The sequence below is a fragment of the Streptomyces sp. NPDC002520 genome, assembly GCF_053595235.1.
The window spans coordinates 213,152-230,863 of sequence record NZ_JBSFXG010000011.1 but is presented as its reverse complement, the minus strand read 5'-3'; the positions used below and the strand labels follow the sequence as shown (position 1 = coordinate 230,863).

13 protein-coding genes and 1 pseudogene are annotated in these 17,712 nt (G+C 72.7%); 7 read left to right on the top strand and 7 right to left on the bottom strand.

What is annotated here, in order from left to right; all coding sequences use genetic code 11:
* Nucleotides 1-128: 128 nt before the first annotated feature.
* Together ACWD5D_RS18475 and ACWD5D_RS18470 are read right to left on the bottom strand one after the other, a co-directional pair.
* The gene (locus ACWD5D_RS18475; protein ID WP_451373746.1) at nt 129-1,493 is read right to left on the bottom strand and encodes a phosphomannomutase/phosphoglucomutase; all 1,365 of its coding nucleotides are present in this window, start codon (nt 1,491-1,493) and stop codon (nt 129-131) included.
* Nucleotides 1,494-1,678: 185 nt separating this feature from the next.
* Nucleotides 1,679-2,101, bottom strand: coding sequence for a DUF3499 domain-containing protein (locus ACWD5D_RS18470; protein WP_100570981.1), 423 nt, complete (start codon nt 2,099-2,101; stop codon nt 1,679-1,681).
* A gap of 324 nt (nt 2,102-2,425) precedes the next feature.
* Between ACWD5D_RS18470 and ACWD5D_RS18465 the strand changes: the two genes are divergently transcribed.
* On the top strand, nt 2,426-2,878 hold the full coding sequence (locus ACWD5D_RS18465; protein WP_451373767.1) for a metallopeptidase family protein: 453 nt from the start codon (nt 2,426-2,428) through the stop codon (nt 2,876-2,878).
* Nucleotides 2,879-3,084: 206 nt separating this feature from the next.
* Here the strand turns inward: ACWD5D_RS18465 and ACWD5D_RS18460 are convergent, their stop codons facing one another.
* From ACWD5D_RS18460 to ACWD5D_RS18450, 3 genes are all read right to left on the bottom strand, one after another.
* A complete protein-coding gene (locus tag ACWD5D_RS18460) occupies nt 3,085-4,614 on the bottom strand; it encodes a DUF5719 family protein (RefSeq protein ID WP_451373745.1) in 1,530 nt (509 codons plus the stop codon).
* Nucleotides 4,611-8,252: a glycosyltransferase gene (locus ACWD5D_RS18455; protein ID WP_451373744.1), complete on the bottom strand. Its 3,642-nt coding sequence runs from the start codon at nt 8,250-8,252 to the stop codon at nt 4,611-4,613. Before ACWD5D_RS18455 ends, ACWD5D_RS18460 begins: the two co-directional genes overlap by 4 nt.
* Before the next feature lie 299 nt (nt 8,253-8,551).
* Nucleotides 8,552-8,815 (bottom strand): WhiB family transcriptional regulator, encoded by a 264-nt coding sequence (locus ACWD5D_RS18450; RefSeq protein WP_003975777.1) that lies wholly within the window; start codon nt 8,813-8,815, stop codon nt 8,552-8,554.
* 672 nt (nt 8,816-9,487) lie between these two features.
* Between ACWD5D_RS18450 and ACWD5D_RS18445 the strand changes: the two genes are divergently transcribed.
* From ACWD5D_RS18445 to ACWD5D_RS18430, 4 genes are all read left to right on the top strand, one after another.
* Nucleotides 9,488-9,991 (top strand): cysteine dioxygenase, encoded by a 504-nt coding sequence (locus tag ACWD5D_RS18445; protein WP_451373743.1) that lies wholly within the window; start codon nt 9,488-9,490, stop codon nt 9,989-9,991.
* Nucleotides 9,992-10,043: 52 nt separating this feature from the next.
* Entirely contained in the window at nt 10,044-11,003 is a 960-nt protein-coding gene (cofD, locus tag ACWD5D_RS18440) for a 2-phospho-L-lactate transferase (protein WP_451373742.1), read from the top strand.
* Nucleotides 11,000-12,337 (top strand): coenzyme F420-0:L-glutamate ligase, encoded by a 1,338-nt coding sequence (locus ACWD5D_RS18435; protein ID WP_451373741.1) that lies wholly within the window; start codon nt 11,000-11,002, stop codon nt 12,335-12,337. The genes cofD and ACWD5D_RS18435 overlap by 4 nt, the downstream gene beginning before the upstream one ends.
* An 82-nt stretch (nt 12,338-12,419) precedes the next feature.
* A complete protein-coding gene (locus tag ACWD5D_RS18430; protein WP_451373740.1) occupies nt 12,420-13,472 on the top strand; it encodes a DNA-3-methyladenine glycosylase family protein in 1,053 nt (350 codons plus the stop codon).
* Nucleotides 13,473-13,671: 199 nt separating this feature from the next.
* Here the strand turns inward: ACWD5D_RS18430 and ACWD5D_RS18425 are convergent, their stop codons facing one another.
* The gene (locus ACWD5D_RS18425; protein WP_451373739.1) at nt 13,672-14,754 is read right to left on the bottom strand and encodes a sugar phosphate nucleotidyltransferase; all 1,083 of its coding nucleotides are present in this window, start codon (nt 14,752-14,754) and stop codon (nt 13,672-13,674) included.
* A 192-nt stretch (nt 14,755-14,946) separates the two neighbouring features.
* Nucleotides 14,947-15,264 (bottom strand): annotated as a pseudogene (locus ACWD5D_RS18420) (N-acetylmuramoyl-L-alanine amidase); the annotation flags it as partial.
* Nucleotides 15,265-15,382: 118 nt separating this feature from the next.
* Here ACWD5D_RS18420 and ACWD5D_RS18415 point away from each other — a divergent pair.
* Both ACWD5D_RS18415 and ACWD5D_RS18410 read left to right on the top strand, forming a co-directional pair.
* Nucleotides 15,383-16,141, top strand: coding sequence for a TIGR03089 family protein (locus ACWD5D_RS18415; protein ID WP_451373738.1), 759 nt, complete (start codon nt 15,383-15,385; stop codon nt 16,139-16,141).
* 163 nt (nt 16,142-16,304) lie between these two features.
* A complete protein-coding gene (locus tag ACWD5D_RS18410; protein WP_451373737.1) occupies nt 16,305-17,489 on the top strand; it encodes an LCP family protein in 1,185 nt (394 codons plus the stop codon).
* The last annotated feature ends 223 nt before the right edge of the window (nt 17,490-17,712 follow it).

Below are 17,712 nucleotides of genomic sequence, written 5' to 3'. Positions count from 1 at the left end.
CGGATGTGCTGGTCAGCGTACCGCTGGCCGGGCCGTGCCGGAGGGTTCGGCCGGTCGCGGGCCGCCAGAGGGGGCTCTGCGCCCCCTGGCCCCCGCTCTCGCCGCCCCTTCCGGTCGCGCTCGGTGCGTCAGGCCCGGATGATGGCCAGCGCCTCGTCGCGAATCTTGGTCATCGTGGGCTCGTCCTTCGCCTCCGCGTTGAGGCGGAGGAGGGGCTCCGTGTTGGAGGGGCGGACGTTGAACCACCAGTCGGCGGCGGAGACGGTGAGGCCGTCGAGGTCGTCGAGGGTGATGCCGGGGCGGCCCTCGTAGGCGGCGCGGACCGCGGCGAGGCGGGCGGCCTGGTCGGCGACGGTGGAATTGATCTCGCCGGAGCCGGCGTAGCGGTCGTACTGGGCGGTGAGGGCGGACAGGGGGCCCTCCTGGCCGCCGAGGGCCGCGAGGACGTGCAGGGCGGCCAGCATGCCCGTGTCGGCGTTCCAGAAGTCCTTGAAGTAGTAGTGGGCGGAGTGCTCGCCGCCGAAGATCGCGCCGGAGCGGGCCATCTCGGCCTTGATGAAGGAGTGGCCGACGCGGGTGCGGACCGGGGTGCCGCCGTTCTCCTTCACCACCTCGGGCACCGTGCGGGACGTGATCAGGTTGTGGATCACCGTGCCCGCGCCGCCGTGTCGGGCCAGTTCGCGCGCGGCGACCAGGGCGGTGACGGCCGACGGGGAGACCGGGTCGCCGTTCTCGTCCACGACGAAGCAGCGGTCGGCGTCGCCGTCGAAGGCGATGCCGAGGTCGGCGCTCTCCGCGGGGACCCGCTTCTGCAGGTCCACGAGGTTGGCCGGGTCGAGCGGGTTGGCCTCGTGGTTCGGGAAGGTGCCGTCCAGCTCGAAGTACATGGGGACGAGGGTCAGGGGCAGGCCGGCGAAGACCGAGGGGACCGTGTGGCCGCCCATGCCGTTGCCGGCGTCGACCACGACCTTCAGGGGGCGGATGGCGGTCAGGTCGACGAGGGAGCGCAGGTGCGCCGCGTAGTCGTCCAACGTGTCCCGCGTGCTGAGGGTTCCCGGCGCGGCGGCGGGTTCCGGAGCGCCCGACTCCAGCCAGCCCTCGACCAGTTCACGGATCTGCGCGAGGCCCGTGTCCTGGCCGACGGGGGCGGCGCCCGCGCGGCACATCTTGATGCCGTTGTACTGCGCCGGGTTGTGGGAGGCGGTGAACATCGCGCCGGGGAGGTTCAGGGCGCCCGAGGCGTAGTACAGCTGGTCCGTCGAGCACAGGCCGATCCCGGTGACGTCCACGCCGCGATTAGCCGCGCCGCGCGCGAAGGCACGGGACAGCCCCGGGGACGAGGGGCGCATGTCGTGGCCGACGACGATCGCCGCCGCACCCGTCACCTCGGCGAAGGCGGCACCGAAGAGCTCGGCCAGTGACTCGTCCCACTGGTCCGGGACCACTCCGCGCACGTCGTACGCCTTCACGATCTGCGACAGATCAGCAGCCACGGCCAACCCTCCTGAAAGTCCTATGGGTGCCCACAAACTACCCGTCGGGGGTAAGGGCCGGGTGTGCGGACACCGGGAGGACGCACAGGTTCGCCTCCCGCCGTCATGCAGGTGACGTGGGGCACGCGCTCACTTGTCGCCCGGTGGGGTGAAGTGGGTCGCCCGATGGGGTGGGGTCGGCCGGGTCAGTTGTCCGGGGAGCGCAGGACCCGGAGATGGCCGCGGCGGGCGACCTCCATGGGGTCCGCGGTACGTGCTCCGCCGCCCGCCTCGGCCGCACGCTCCTGCGGACGGGCCGCCTCGCGCACCGCGTTGGCGAGCGCTTCCAGGTCGTCACCGCTGGGCCGCGCGGGAGCGGAGCCGTCGAGGAGGCGGACGACCTCCCAGCCGCGCGGGGCGGTGAGGCGCTCGGAGTGCTCCGCGCAGAGGTCGTAGCAGTGGGGTTCGGCGTAGGTGGCGAGCGGACCGAGGACCGCGGTCGAGTCGGCGTAGACGTACGTCAGCGTCGCGACGGCGGGTCGGCCGCAGGCGGTGCGCGAACAGCGACGTACAAGGCTCACGACGTTGGACGGTACCGCACTCTTGAGCGGGCCGCGACGACTCTCCACCAGGTCACTCCACCGTGTCGTACTGTGAGACGCCCCACATAGGGTTCCGAACATACCTCTCTGACCTGCGAGGACACGTTCATTCCGAATCTCGGGCGAGCCTGCATCCGGTCATGAGTCAGCACAAACACCGTCAATTGCCTTGAGTTCACTGGTCTTGGAAGGTTACGGAAACGAGCCAGACCTTGGCCGGAACGGTCATCCGGCGACAGAGGGTCGGTGGCCGGCGAACCGGGGGCGGGGACGCGACCGGCGCACGATGGGCCCGTGGCTGCCGCGTGGGGCCGGGCGGGCAGAGCCTGCGGGGACTAGGCTTCTTCGGTGATGGACAACCGTGTACCGCCCCGTGCCGCCGCCCCCGGGCCTCGCCGCCGTGATCGCCATGGAAGGGGCATGCGAGGGCCCATCGCGCCGCCGCAGGTGCCGTTGGCGGCGAGCAGGGCCGAGGTGTTCGCGGATCTGGTGCAGGACTCCGTGGAGCGTCTCGAGCGGCGGTGGCCGCAGCTGGCCGACATCGATTTCCTCGTGCTCGACGTGCCCCGGCCGAAGGGGCAGGGCGCGGAGGCGTGGAGCGACGAGCCGGTGCCGCTGGGCGGGGTGGTTCCCGCGCAGGAGGGACGACGGGCACGAGTGGTGGTGTACCGGCGGCCGGTGGAGATCCGGACCAAGGGGCGGGACGAGCGGGCCGCACTGGTCCACGAGGTCGTGGTCGAGCAGGTGGCGGAGCTTTTGGGGCTCACTCCGGAGACCGTGGATCCCCGGTACGGGGAGGAATAGGCCGAGCCCGGCGGGGAGTTGCCGTCGCTCGGTGCGTGGCCGAGGGGCCCGGGGCCCGCGCCCCCAGGCGCCCTTCGCGCCCGGAGAACGCCGACTGCCCGCAGCCACCGACGAACTGCGGGCAGCCACCGTGAACAGGCCGGACGCCGTCGGCCCCTAAATCTGCCGGCTTCTGTCTGGCCCTGCCGGTTTTCGTCCGCCTCTGTCTACTTCTGCAGCACCGACAAGTCCTCGTCCGCCTCTGGCACCGCCACCAGACCCCGGTCCGTCGGCAGAGTCTGGATGGTGAAGGCCGGGACTCCTGACTCGGTGGCGGTGAGGGTGCGGGATGCGTAGAGGGGGCCGCCGGAGAGGGGTTCCAGGGTGAGGGCGTACGTGCCCTTGAGGCCGGAGGGGACGGGGGCGGGGATGTCCTGCGTGGTGCCGGACTTGATCGTGTAGGTCTTCGTCACGGGACTGCCGCCCTCGCTGCCCGCCGAGGCGGTGATCTTCACCTGGGTGGTGGCCGTCGGGGCGGTGAGGGACAGGGTGGAGCCCTTGGCGCTGTTGTCGGCCGAAGTGGCGCGCCGCCCGACGGGGGCGGTCGCGGGGATGTAGGCCGTCTCCTGGTTGTCCCCCTTGCCCCGGACCACACGGAGGGCGGCCACCAGGGGGACGGACTGGTCGGTGGGGGTGAGGATCAGGGAGCCGGCCTCGCCGCGCGTGACGTCACCGAGGTCGATCGCGGTGGTCATGCCGCCCTTGACGTGGAGGGTCTCGTGGCCGGCCGGGGTGAACTGGCCGCTGGGAGAGGCCAGCCGGACCTTGAGATCGGCGTCGGCGTCGCCGGGTGCGAAGGCGATCAGGCGGACGTCGGTCGCGTCCTTCGGGATGCCGGGCAGGACCAGGCTGCCGGCCGGATCGGCGGAAGCGGCCAGCCAGTCGCCGCCCGCCTTGTCGTCCAGGGCCTGCACGGCCGCGCCGACCCGCCCGCCGCGCACGTTGACGTGCACGGTCAGGTCGGACTGCCGCTGGTCGGTGAGCGTGGAGAGCAGGATCGGCTTACTGGAGTGGGGCGGGATCGTGAAGCCGTCGGGGGACGAGGACTTGATCACGCCGTCCTTGCCGTACAGCTCGATGTCGGCGACGGCGGCGGAGTCGTCGGGGTTGGTGAGGTGCACGTAGTCGGTGCGGTCGGCGGCCGTGCTCGCGCCCGGGAACCAGAACTCGGTGTCGGCGGGCGTGCAGGTGATGCCCAGGAGGCCGCGTCCGGTGCCGGCGGCGACCTCGGTGGTCTCCTGGACGGTCCAGCCGGGCGCGAACTTTCCGTCGGCGGTGCCGACGAGGGCGGGCGCGTCGGCGCCGGAGGCGTCGCCGGTGGCGGGTGTACCAGGGTCCTTCGGGGTCAGGACCGGCTTGTCCGCACCCTTCGCGGTGCCTTTGCCCTTCGCGGAGGAGCCCGTGCCCTTGCCGGAGATGTCCGTGCCGTCCGCCGACTGCTCGGTCGCCGCTCGGAGTTCGGCCTTGCCTCCGCTGCCGGTGCCCCGGGTGGCGGGCGTGAACGACGTGTACGACGTGTCGGCGAGGTCGGAGGTGCTCGGCGCCGGGCACAGCAGGCCGGTGCGTTCCACGGGCAGCTCGGCGGCCGCCTTGGCGGAGCTCGCGCCGGACGCCGCGGGCGTGTCGAGTGCGGCGAACCCGGTGACGGCGGCCAGCGCGGTCGCGCCGGCGATCAGGGACAGGGTCGTGCGGTTCACTGCTGGCTCCCGTCGGGTCGCTCGCTGCCGTTGCCGTAGGGCTGCTGCGCCGGGTCGTAGCCCTGGGGGTAGGACGCAGGGTCGTACGGCATCTGCTCGGCCGTACCGCCGTAGGCATAGGGGTCGTACGTGCCGGACTGGTAGGGGTCGTGCTGGTACGCCTGCTGGTCGTAGCCGGCCGCCTGGTACTGGTCCTGGTACTGGCCGTCGCCGTAGCCGAGGTGACCGGCGCCCGGGTAGGAGGCGGGGTCCCAGTCGCCGTACGGCTGCTGCTGCGGGACCGCGGCGGCCGGGGCCTCCTCCGGAGGCGGCACGCTGCCGGGGGCCTGCCGTTCGGGGCCTGCCTCTTCGAGGCCGGCCTGTTCCTCGGCCTGGGCGCGCAGCCGGCGGGCGCGGCGGCCCTCGCCGGCGGTGGCCTGGGCGGGCAGCGGCTGCTCCTCGGGGAGGTCGTCGTCGATGTCGCGGCGGCGGCCGGGCAGGGCGAGGACGACGAGGACGAGCGAGAGCAGGCCCTGGGCCCACAGCCAGGCGGTGTGGGTGACCGGGGCGTCGTAGGTGACGTCCAGCCTGCCGCCGTCGGCGGGCAGCTCGAAGCCCTGGGCCCAGCCGTCGAGGGTGGTCCGGGCGAGCGGCCTGCCGTCCAGGGTGGCCGTCCAGCCGTCGGCGGCCGCGTCGGCCAGGCGCAGCACGCGGCTGCCCGAGCCGGACGGGACCGTGGTGTGGATCTCCACCGGTCCGGCGGCGACGGGCTGGGCGGTGCCGGAGCCGCCCGCGGGCACGATGGTGGCGCGGGAGACCTGCTCGTCGACGCGCCACAGGGCGCTGCCGTTCTGCTGGCTGAGTCGGCTCAGGCCGGGCGTGGCGTCCAGGACGCGGGTGACCTCGCGGGGCGCGCCCTTGTGGACGAGGACGTAGCGCACGGCGAAGCCGCCGAGCTGGCCGGCCTGGTCGGCGCCGGAACCGGCGACGAGGTTGGCGACGATCTTGTCGAGCTTCGGGTTCTCCCCGTCGGCGGCCGCGAGTTCGGCGTCTCCCATACGGGCGCCGGAGCCACGCACCAGGGTGTAGCGCACGTGCGCGGTGGAGTCGCTGTCGAGGATCAGGGTCCGGGCCTGGTCGCGGGTGATGGCGTCCTCGGCGACGAACGCGGGGACCTGGACCGGGTCGCGGCGCTCCAGCGGGCCGTCGGCGCCGCCGATCATCCAGCCGGCGGCGACCAGCAGCGGACCGGCGGCCGAGGCGAAGGCGATCAGGGCGGCGACGGGCTGGCGCCAGCCGAAGCTCTGCTCGGCCACGCGCGCGCGTGCCCCCTCGGCGCCCAGCGCGGCGGCGGACAGCAGGGCGATGCCGTAGACCAGGGTGGCCGGTCCGGCCCAGGTGGAGTGGTTGGACAGGACGGCGAAGACAAGGCCCACCAGGGCGACGGCCCAGCCCGTCCGGATGCCCAGCTGCCGCTCGGAGCGCAGGAGTGCGGCCAGCGCGGCGAGGACGATGCCGACGAGCATCAGGCCGTGCACGGTGCCGGGGCCGCCGGGGCTGGCTCCGAGCAGGTCCGTGGCCGAGGCGGACGAGGAGCCGTACTCCAGGCCGGCTTCCTTGAAGAAGCCGAACGGGAGCAGGGTCAGCGACCAGGGGGCGAGGACCAGCAGCGGGGTGCCGAGCTGGGCGAGGAGGCGCAGCCCGTGCGCGACGAGGTCGGAGCGGCGCACGGCGAGCAGGCCGATGCCGAGGACCAGCGCGATGGGCCAGACGATCGGCGTGAACGCGGTGGTGATGGTCAGCAGCAGCGCGTACGCCCAGGTGGCGCGCCAGCTGCCGCGTGCGCCGGAACGGCTCGCGAGGCCGCTCGCGGCGATGCCCGCGCGCGCGATGAGCGGCAGGAACACGGCCAGCACGGCGGTGCCGATGCGGCCGCCGGCCAGGGCGCCGGTGGCGGCGGGCAGGAAGGCGTAGGCGATCGCGGCCCAGGCGCGCAGCAGGCGGGAGCCGACGAGGGGCCGGGAGGCGAAGTAGGCGGTCAGGCCGGCCAGCGGCACCGAGCAGACCAGCAGGACGGTGACGGCGAGGCCGGTGGAGCCGAAGAGGATCGTGGCGAGGGTCGCGACGACGGCGAGGTAGGGCGGCGCGGACGGGGTACCGCCGGCCCCGACCGGGTGCCAGGCGGAGACGTAGCGGGACCACAGCTCGCTGGCGTCGGCCGGGGCGGGCAGCATGGCGCCGCCCGCGAGCGCGCCGCCGCCGAGCAGGGCGCGGCAGGCGACGAGGGAGATCGTCAGCAGGGCCAGGAAGAGCACCGGGCCGGGCTTGCGGGCGATGCGCTTGAGCCGGGCGAACTGCTCGATCTCCAGGAACTCGGCGTCGTCGCCGCCGGGTCCCGACTCCACGGCGCCGCCGTGCCGGCCCGCCGAGGAGGTGTCGCTGTCGGTGCCGTCGGAGAAGTTGCCCGCGATCTGTTCCACGGTGGCGCGGATGGTCGCGCCGGGCGGCGGGAAGAGCTGGCGCAGTTCGTCCTTGTCGATCTGCGAGCGTCCGCGGCGGCGCCGGCCGGCGAGGATCCGCTCGGGCCGCAGCAGGGTGCCCAGCAGACCGCGGATCTCGTCGACGGCCTGGCCGGGGACCTTGCCGACGAGGTAGGCGAGGGTGCGCAGGAGGGTGCCGAGGACGAGCCGCAGCAGCACCCAGGGCAGCACGGCCCCACGGGTGTTGACGAGGAGGGTGTAGATCGCGCCCGCCTTGTCGACCTTGTGCGGGGAGGCGGCGGTGCGGCCCGCGCAGTCGACGGTGCGGCGCTCGCGGGAGGCGGCCTCGGCGTGCCGTACGACCGCGTCGGGGGCGACGAGGACACGGTGGCCGGCCGTGTGGGCGCGCCAGCACAGGTCGACGTCGTCACGCATCAGGGGCAGCCGGCGGTCGAAGCCGCCGAGCTGTTCGAAGACGTCGCGGCGGATGAGCATGCCGGCGGTGGAGACGGACAGGACGTCGCGGACGTGGTCGTGCTGTCCCTGATCCTGTTCGCGGCGGTCCAGGCCCGTCCAGCGGCGGCCGGAGTTGGCGATGGAGACGCCGACCTCGAGCAGCTGCCGTCGGTCGTACCAGCCGCGGAGCTTGGGGCCGACGACGGCGACGTCGTCGCGGCCGAGTTCGCGTTCGTTCTCGACGACCCGGAGCAGCTGGGCGAGGGCGTCGGGTTCGGGGGCGCAGTCGTCGTGCAGCAGCCACAGCCACTGGACCGGCTCGCCGTACGGCAGCTCGGGCATGTCGTACGCGTCGTCGCGCCAGGAGCGGGTGACGGGGTCCCAGCCGCTGGGGCGCTTGAGGTACGGCAGGTCGTCCAGGGTGAGGACGGGCGCGGTACGGCTCGCCTCCTCGACGGCCTGGCCGAAGCCGGTACGGCGGGCGAGGTGCAGGACGCTGCCCTCGCCGAGGGCCTCGGTGACCAGCTGCGCGGAGTCGTCCGCACTGCCGGTGTCGGCCGCCACCGCGTACTGCACCGGGCGCTCCTGGCCGAGCAGTCCGGCGAGCGCGTCGGGCAGCCAGCGGGCACCGTCGTGGGAGACGAGGACCGCCGTCACCACGTGGCGCGGGAACTCAGGAAGAGCAGCCGGGTCTTGAGCTGCCGTATGGCTGTGCACGGACATCGAGGTACGGGCCCCGGTTCGATGGACTGCGGTGGACGCCTGTGCCCCGAGGGGGCAGCGGGGCGTCTCGGACGAGCGACCACACTATCGGCTGACCATGACGACGGCCCGCCGCCTGTGGATAACCCACCCGCGACGGGCCGTTCGTGACGATTTGGTTCGATGACGATTCGGTTCGATGACGATTCGGTTCGATGACGATTCGGTTCGATGGCGATTCGGTTCGATGGCGATTCGGCGCGGTGACGACTCCGGCGCGGTGACGACTCCGGTGCGGGCGTGCGCGCAGACCGTCGCCTTCAGACGGCCGCCTTCTTCAGGCGGCGGCGCTCACGCTCGGACAGGCCGCCCCAGATGCCGAAGCGCTCGTCGTTGGCGAGGGCGTACTCGAGGCACTCGGAGCGGACCTCGCAGGCGAGACAGACCTTCTTGGCCTCTCTGGTCGAGCCGCCCTTCTCGGGGAAGAAGGACTCGGGGTCGGTCTGCGCGCACAGCGCGCGCTCCTGCCAGCCGAGTTCCTCGTCCGCGTCGTCGACCAGCAGTTGCTGCACCAGCTCGGTCATGTGCGCCCCTCGTCTGTCTTTCGCGTCCCCGTGCGTAGCCGTTACCGATTTCGGCTGAACGACACGAGTGAAATTACAAGTGTGCTGCTCCGGGCGAGTCAAGCCGAGATCTGCTATTGGGTCCGTTATTCACTCTGCGGAACCAAGGCCGTGCGGAAAGTGTTCAAATCGCCATAAACCTTGACACGCAGCAGCGGCCCGGAGGGGCAGCGGACCCGTACAGGGCTCTGTACGAAGAAGGACGCCCCCGCGTTCGATCGCGTTCCGCGAGGCTCACCACTCGGATGTGCGCCATGGTTCCTCGGGGTCCGATGAACAAACCATTCACCTTGGAGATGTACCGGATGAGGTGAAACATGTCGCACATGCCCGGCGTCGGGTTGACAGTGCGGGTGTGAACCGATGTCCTAGAGGGCATGCTCGCGAACTCGGCACCCACCTCGACCCGCACCGCCGGGTCCCTCGGTGCCGCCCGCGCGCGCTGTAGCTGTTGTTGCTGTCCCAGCTGTTGAGCCCATCGCGCTCCAGCTGTCCCCGGACCCATCTCGGTCCGGCCGCGTTTCCCCGTTCCTGAACCCTTCTCCAGGACACTCCGCACGCCCGTGACCCGGGCGGACGCGCCACGCGACACCCAGCCAGCCCCACTCTTCACCGAGGAACCAGCGCACCCCGATGAACAGCGACAACGACCTCCAGATCGCCGGCGACATCCTCGAAGTCCAGCACCTGCTCCAGCCCCCGCGCGAGCACCCGACCACCGTCGCCGAGTACGTCGGCCTCGCCCGCGCCATCGCCGCCGACCGCTCCCAGTGGGCGCACCTGGTCCGGTACGACGCCACCACCCGCTGGTACCACCGGCTGCGCACGGGCCCCGGGTACGAGGTGTGGCTGCTGTCCTGGGTGCCCGGACAGGGCAGCGGACTGCACGACCACGGCCGCTCCTCCGGTGTCCTCACCGTCCTGGAGGGGACGCTCACCGAGCACACCGAGCGGGGCACGCGCGCGCTGCGGGCAGGGGCCCAGCGGGTGTTCGCGCCGGGGTACGTGCACGAGGTGGTCAACGACGCGTTCGAGCCCGCGGTGAGCCTGCACGTGTACTACCCGGGCCTGACCGAGATGCCGATGCACACCCCGAACTGCGCGGCCCGGAGCGAGCCGCACGCGGCGAACGCCTGAACCACCCCCGGCCACCTGACGCGTTGTCGTACCAGCCTGCAAGACTTGGGCCATGCGCATTGTGGTTCTGGCAGGCGGCATCGGTGGTGCCCGGTTCCTGCGCGGTCTGAAGCGGGCCGTGCCGGACGCGGACGTCACCGTCATCGGCAACACCGGCGACGACATCCATCTCTTCGGGCTGAAGGTCTGCCCGGACCTCGACACGGTGATGTACACGCTGGGCGGCGGCATCAACGAGGAGCAGGGCTGGGGACGGGCCGACGAGACGTTCCACCTCAAGGAGGAGCTGGCGGCCTACGGCGTCGGCCCGGACTGGTTCGGGCTCGGTGACCGGGACTTCGCCACGCACATCGTGCGGACGCAGATGCTGGCCGCCGGCTATCCGCTGAGCGCGGTCACCGAGGCGCTGTGCGACCGCTGGAAGCCCGGCGTCCGGCTGATCCCGATGACCGACGACCGCGTCGAGACCCACGTGGCGGTCGAGACGGAGGGCGAGCGCAAGGCCGTCCACTTCCAGGAGTACTGGGTGCGGCTGCGCGCCTCGGTGCCTGCCGAGGCGGTCGTGCCGGTCGGCGCCGAGCAGTCGACGCCCGCGCCGGGAGTGCTGGAGGCCATCGCCGAGGCGGACGTCATCCTCTTCCCGCCGTCCAACCCGGTCGTGTCCATCGGCACGATCCTCGCCGTGCCCGGCATCCGTGAGGCCATCGCGGAGGCGGGTGTCCCGGTGGTCGGCCTGTCCCCCATCGTCGGGGATGCGCCGGTGCGCGGGATGGCCGACAAGGTTCTCGCCGCGGTCGGCGTGGAGTCCACGGCCGCCGCGGTGGCCGCGCACTACGGCTCGGGGCTGCTGGACGGCTGGCTGGTCGACACGGTCGACGCGGGCGCGGTCGGGCAGATCGAGGCCGACGGCATCCGCTGCCGGGCCGTACCGCTGATGATGACCGACGTGGACGCGACCGCGCAGATGGCCCGGGAGGCGCTGGCGCTGGCCGAGGAGGTGCGGGGAGCGTGAGCGAGGAACCCCCCGGCCACGGCGGCGAGGAGCGTCCCACGTACCGGGTCTGGGCGCTGCCTGGGATTCCCGAGGTGCAACAGGGCGACGATCTGGCCAAGTTGATCGCCGCGGCCGAACCGGCTCTGGCCGACGGGGACATGCTGCTCGTCACCTCCAAGATCGTGTCCAAGGCCGAGGGCCGGATCGTCGAGGCGATCGACCGTGAGGCGGCGATCGACGCCGAGACGGTCCGGGTGGTGGCCCGGCGCGGCGCGCTGCGCATCGTCGAGAACCGGCAGGGCCTGGTCATGGCCGCCGCCGGGGTCGACGCCTCCAACACCCCCGCCGGCACCGTCCTGTTGCTGCCCGAGGACCCGGACGCGTCCGCGCGCGCGATCCGCGACGGGCTGCGCGACACCCTCGACGTCAACGTCGGGGTCGTCGTCACCGACACCTTCGGGCGGCCCTGGCGCTCGGGGCTCACGGACGTGGCGATCGGCGCCGCCGGGGTGCGCGTGCTGGACGATCTGCGCGGGGGCGCGGACGCGCACGGCAACCCGCTCAGCGCCACCGTCGTCGCGACGGCCGACGAGCTGGCCGCCGCCGGTGACCTGGTCAAGGGCAAGGCGGAGGGGCGGCCGGTCGCCGTACTACGGGGGCTGGCCCACGCGGTGACCTCGACGGACGACCCGGGCGAGGGGGCTCGCGCGCTGGTGCGGAGCCCGCGGGACGACATGTTCCGGCTCGGCACCTCCGAGGCGATCCGCGAGGCGATGCGCGGGCGGCGCACGGTACGGGCCTTCACCGACGAGCCCGTGGACCCCGGCGCGGTGCGCCGCGCGGTGGCCACGGCCCTGACCGCGCCGGCACCGCACCACACCACCCCTTGGCGGTTCGTGCTGCTGGAGTCGGTGAAGTCGCGGGTACGGCTGCTCGACGCGATGCGGGACGCCTGGATCGCCGACCTGCGCAGGGACGGCAGGAGCGAGGAGTCCGTCGCCAAGCGGGTGCGGCGCGGGGACGTGCTGCGGGGTGCGCCGTACCTGGCCGTGCCGTGCCTCGTCATGGACGGCTCCCACACCTACGGCGATGCCCGGCGGGACACCGCCGAGCGGGAGATGTTCGTGGTCGCGGCGGGCGCGGGCGTGCAGAACTTCCTGGTCGCGCTGGCCGGGGAACGGCTGGGGTCGGCCTGGGTGTCCTCGACGATGTTCTGCCGGGACGTGGTGCGCGAGGTGCTGGACCTGCCGGCCGGCTGGGATCCGATGGGCGCGGTGGCGATCGGGCATCCGGCGGAGGAGCCGCGGGCACGGCCGGAGCGGGATGCGGAGGCGTTCATCGAGGTCAGATGAGCGTCTCGGACGAACAGCGGCGGCCGTGCCGTACGGCCGCCTACCCTCGTAGGACCACTCCGACAACTTGGGGAATCCTTTCGTGGCAGGACGATTCGCTCCGCGGCCCACGCTCCCCCGCAGCCCGAAAGGCGTGGGAGGTGCCCCCATGCCCGTGCGCGGTGGGGAGACCGCTGTGCCCGCGGCGGCCCCCGGGGTGCCGCGGCAGGCGGTGGGCCCTGCCCGGGACCGCACATGGGTGCCGGACGGGCCCCTGGATCTCGGGCTGGTGCTCGGGCCGCTGCGGCGCGGGCCCGCCGATCCGACGTTCCGGACGACGCGTGACGGCTCCGTGTGGCGGGCCAGCCGGACACCTGTAGGACCCGGAACGCTACGGGTCCACGGCCATGGCGGTGAGGTGCGAGCCGAGGCATGGGGGCCCGGCGCCGAGTGGCTGCTGGAGCAGCTGCCGAAGATGCTCGGGGCCGCCGACGACCCCGGCGCGTTCGTGCCCCGGCACCGGCTGGTGGCGCTGGCGCGGCACCGGCGGCCGGGGCTGCGGCTGACACGGACCGGGCTGGTGCTGGAGTCCCTGATCCCGTCGGTGCTGGAGCAGAAGGTCACGACCGACGAGGCGTATCGGGCGTGGCGGTTGCTGGTACGGAGGTTCGGCGAGCCGGCACCGGGGCCCGCGGGGACGAGCGAGCGTCCGATGTGGGTCATGCCGGCGGCGCGGACCTGGGCGTTGATCCCGTCCTGGGAGTGGCACCGGGCCGGCGTCGACGACAAGCGGGCCTCGACGATTCTGCGAGCCGTGCGGGTCGCCGCGCGGCTGGAGCAGGCGGTGGGGATGCCGGCGGCCGAGGCGCAGGCGCGGCTGGAGGTCGTACCGGGGATCGGACCGTGGACGTCGGCGGAGGTCGTGCAGCGCAGTCATGGGGCGCCGGACGCGGTGACCGTCGGGGATCTCCATCTGCCCGGGATCGTGGGGTGGGCGCTGGCGGGGGATCGTCACGCCGACGACGCGGAGATGCTGCGCCTGCTGGAGCCGTATGCGGGGCAGCGGCATCGGGCGGCGCGGCTGATCCTGCTGAGCGGGCGTACGCCGGCCCGGCGGGCGCCGAAGATGCCTCGGGTGGACATCGGGTTGTTGTAAGGAGCCCTGAGCCGGAACACCGCAGTTGGACACCGCCGCTGGACCGCGGGCCGTGCTCCGGTTTTCCGGTCCGTTTCGGCTGGTCGCGCAATTCCCGCGCCCCCGGACAGGGGCGCGCGGAACTGCGCGACCAGCACGGACCCACCCGCACCCGGCAATGCTCCCGGGCCTGGACAGGCCTCCCCCTCGACCACACCCCTCACTGGTCGGAGGAGAACCTCACCGCCCCCGCCGGAATGCGCGCGTCGCACCACACCCGCGCTCCCTCGCGCAGTTCGTTGTCCGCGCCGATGACCGCGCCGTCGCCGATGACCGTGCCGGTGAGGACGGAGCGTTCGCCGACGCGGGCCCGGGTGCCGATGAGGGAGTCGGTGATGACGGCGCCGGGTTCGATGACGGCGCCGGGGAGGATCGTGGAGCCGAAGACGCGGGCGCCCTCGGCGACGAAGGCGCCCTCGCCCACCACGGTGCCGCCCGTCAGCTTCGCGTCCGGGGCGACCCTGGCCGTGGGCAGGACCAGGCGGTCGCCGCAGCGGCCGGGGACCGCCGGGGACGGGGCCCTGCCCAGGACCAGGTCGGCGGAGCCGCGTACGAAGGCCGCGGGGGTGCCGAGGTCCAGCCAGTAGGTGGAGTCGACCATGCCCTGGAGGTGGGCTCCGGCGGAGAGGAGTTCGGGGAACGTCTCGCGTTCCACGGACACCGGGCGGCCCGCCGGGATCGCGTCGATGACCGAGCGGCGGAAGACGTACGCCCCCGCGTTGATCTGGTCGGTGACGATCTCCTCGGGCGTCTGTGGCTTCTCCAGGAAGGCCAGGACGCGGCCCGTCCCGTCGGTGGGGACGAGGCCGTACGCCCGCGGGTCGGTGACCTTCGTCAGGTGCAGGGAGACGTCCGCGCCCGTCGACTCGTGGGTGTCGACCAGTGCCCTGATGTCCAGGCCCGTCAGGATGTCGCCGTTGAAGATCAGTACCGGGTCGTCGGGGCCGGAGTGCAGTCGCGAGGCCACGTTGCGGATCGCGCCGCCCGTGCCGAGGGGCTCCTCCTCGGTGACGTACTCGATGTGCAGGCCGAGGGCGGCGCCGTCGCCGAAGTACGGCTCGAAGACCTCCGCCAGATAGCTCGTCGCGAGGACGATGTGTTCCACGCCCGCGGCTTTCGCGCGCGCCAGCTGGTGCGTGAGGAACGGCACTCCGGCCGCCCGGACCATGGGCTTGGGGGTGTGCACCGTGAGCGGCCGCAGCCGGGTGCCTTTGCCGCCGACCAGGAGGATCGCTTCTGTCACCTGTCGTCTCTGCTTCCTGCCGGGACCGGCCGAACTGATCGTGTCGGCCGGCCAGTGTATGCAGACCGTGCGACGGTGCCCTCGATGGCCGCGCGGGTGTCCGGCGAGATCGGCGCGCGGATTCCCCCGATCGCCCGCGACCCGCCCGCACCCGTCCTTCCCGACGGCGGCGAACGCGCTCTCCCGGCCTCGGCGCCCCTGGTACCGGGCCGCACTGGAACGGGCCGAACCGAGCTTCGCGTAGAGCCGCTTGCCCGGGCAGTCGGTGGCGTATCCGTCCCGATGGCGGGAGATCACGTTCAGTCGTACGTTCTTCCCCTTTGGGTAGAGATTGCCACCTCCTGACGTCAGATATGTCTTCCCGCGCGGATCGGCGCCATAGAGTCCGAGTTTTCACGCGGCGAGCCGGGCGATGGCCTTGACGGCGGCGCCGGACGGCTCGGTCGAGCCGTAACCGCCGAGCACGGCGATGCCCGTGCTGTTGCTGTTGAACCCCAGGGCGTGGACTCCTGGACATACTTGTTCATATCAGTCCACAGGGGAACTGACGGACTGTCGGGAACCGTTCGTCCGAACCGGTGGCCCGGTCGCTCGGTGCGCGCACGCGCCCCGGCGTACCCTTGCGCGGGTGAATGCCACCGATCGCACCCCTGCCGACCTGCTGCGTTCCGCGCTCGCCGCGGACCCCGGCCGTCCCCTGGTGACCTTCTACGACGACGCCACGGGCGAACGCGTCGAACTGTCCGTGGCCACCTTCGCCAATTGGGTGGCCAAGACCGCCAATCTTCTTCAGGGCGATCTGGCCGCCGCTCCCGGCGACCGGGTGGCGCTGCTGCTGCCCGCGCACTGGCAGACGGCGGTGTGGCTGCTGGCGTGCTCGTCGGTGGGCGCGGTGGCGGACGTCGGCGGGGATGCGGCGGCCGCCGACGTCGTGGTCAGCGGGCCGGACTCGCTGGAGGCGGCGCGGGCGTGCCGCGGGGAGCGGGTCGCGCTGGCGCTGCGGCCGCTGGGCGGACGGTTCCCCGGAGGTCCTCCGGAGGGGTTCGTCGACTATGCGGTGGAGGTGCCGAGCCAGGGTGACCGGTTCGCGCCGTTCGCCCCGGTGGACCCGGAGGAGCCGGCGCTGATCGTCGCCGGGGCGGAGTTCAGCGGGGCCGAGGTGGTCGAGCGGGCCGCGGCGGAGGAGGGCGCGCTGGGGCTGACGGGGCCCGGGTCCCGGCTGCTGTCGGGGTTGCCGTACGACACCTGGGACGGGCTCAGCGCCGGGCTGTACGCGCCGTTGGCGGTCGGCGGGTCCGTGGTGCTGTGCCGGAATCTCGGGCTGCTGGACGAGGAGGGCCTCGCCAGGCGCGTGGAGAGCGAGAAGGTCACGTCGGTGCGTCGCTGAGAACTCGGGGCACCACCGAAAAAGAGGTGCGCCGGCGAGAAGGGGGCGGTGGCGGTACCGCCGTCCCCCGCCCGGAGCAGTACAGGGCGCCTCCGGACTCCCCCGCCCCCCATGGTCGTAGGAACAGGACGTGATGTCTCGTACGCCGTGAGGGGGGCCGCAGGTGACCGTCACCCCCGGACAGCCCCTCGGTCCCGGTCTCGGGGCCTCCGCCACCGGGGCGGGACTTGTGCGAAGGCGACGGAGGCGGTGGAGCGAGCGGGCCGCGCTGGGGGCGGCCGCGCTGCTCGTGGCGGCCGGCGGAGGCGGGTGGGCTCTCTACGCCAAGCTCAGCGGGAACATCACCGCCGACGAGGCGGCCGCCCGGGAACTGGCCCGCTACGAACGGGAACGGCCCACGGCGCTGGTGCGCGGCGCGCAGAACATCCTGCTGGTCGGATCGGACACCCGGGCCGGGGACGGCAACCACCGGTACGGGCGGGATCCGGGCACCGAGCGCTCGGACACGGCGATCCTGCTGCACCTGGCCGCGAACCGGCACAGTGCCACCGCCGTCTCGCTGCCCCGGGACCTGATGGTGGACATCCCCGGCTGTCTGCGAGCGGACGGAAGCCGCAGCGAGCCGGTGTTCGCGATGTTCAACCAGGCCTTCGAGGTGGGCGGTTCGGCGTGCACGATCCGTACGGTCGAGAAGCTGACGGACGTCCGCGTCGACCATCACGTGGTCGTCGACTTCAGCGGGTTCAAGGAGATGGTGGACGCCGTCGATGGCGTGCAGGTGTGCCTGAGGGAACCGATCGACGACAAGGCGGCCAAGCTGAGGCTTCCCGCGGGCCGGGTGACGCTCGACGGGGAGCAGGCGCTCGGGTACGTGCGCGCCCGCAAGTCGCTCGGGGACGGCAGCGACACCGACCGGATGCAGCGGCAGCAGGTCTTCCTCGGCGCGCTGGTGAACAAGGTGCGCGGCAACGACGTCCTGCTGAATCCGGTGAAGCTGTATCCGGTGCTGGACGCGGCGACCTCCTCGCTCACCACGGATCCGGAACTGGCAAGTCTGCGTGGCTTGTACCAGTTGGTCCGCGGACTTCGTGACATCCCCACGGAACATGTGCAGTTCCTGACGGTGCCGCGGGAGTCGTACGTCTACGACGCCGACCGCGATCAACTCGTGGAGCCGGCCGCCCAGAAGCTGTTCGCGCGGCTGCGGGCGGACCAGCCGGTGGCTGTGGCGAAGGACATGCCCCGCGAATACACCGAGGAGGCTCCGCGGGGAGGAAGCCCCGCGAACGCCCCCTCCCCCGCGCCGACGTTCCGCGGGAACACCGCGGCCGAGCACACCTGCGAGTAATGCGCACACCAAGTCGCCGAACTTCTGTCCAGAGGAATGCGGTGGATTGCCCGGTTGTAGGGACGTGGAATTTGTCACCAGCGTCGCTCGACGCTGAACTGGGCGGATAGTGTGAGCGATCCGGTGCACCCGACCGCGATGTCCCACCTGGGGTCGTGCACTGTTTCAGCGAGACCCGAGCGCCTTTGAAGGGGGAAGGCGCCGCGTGGCCCCGACGGAGGAT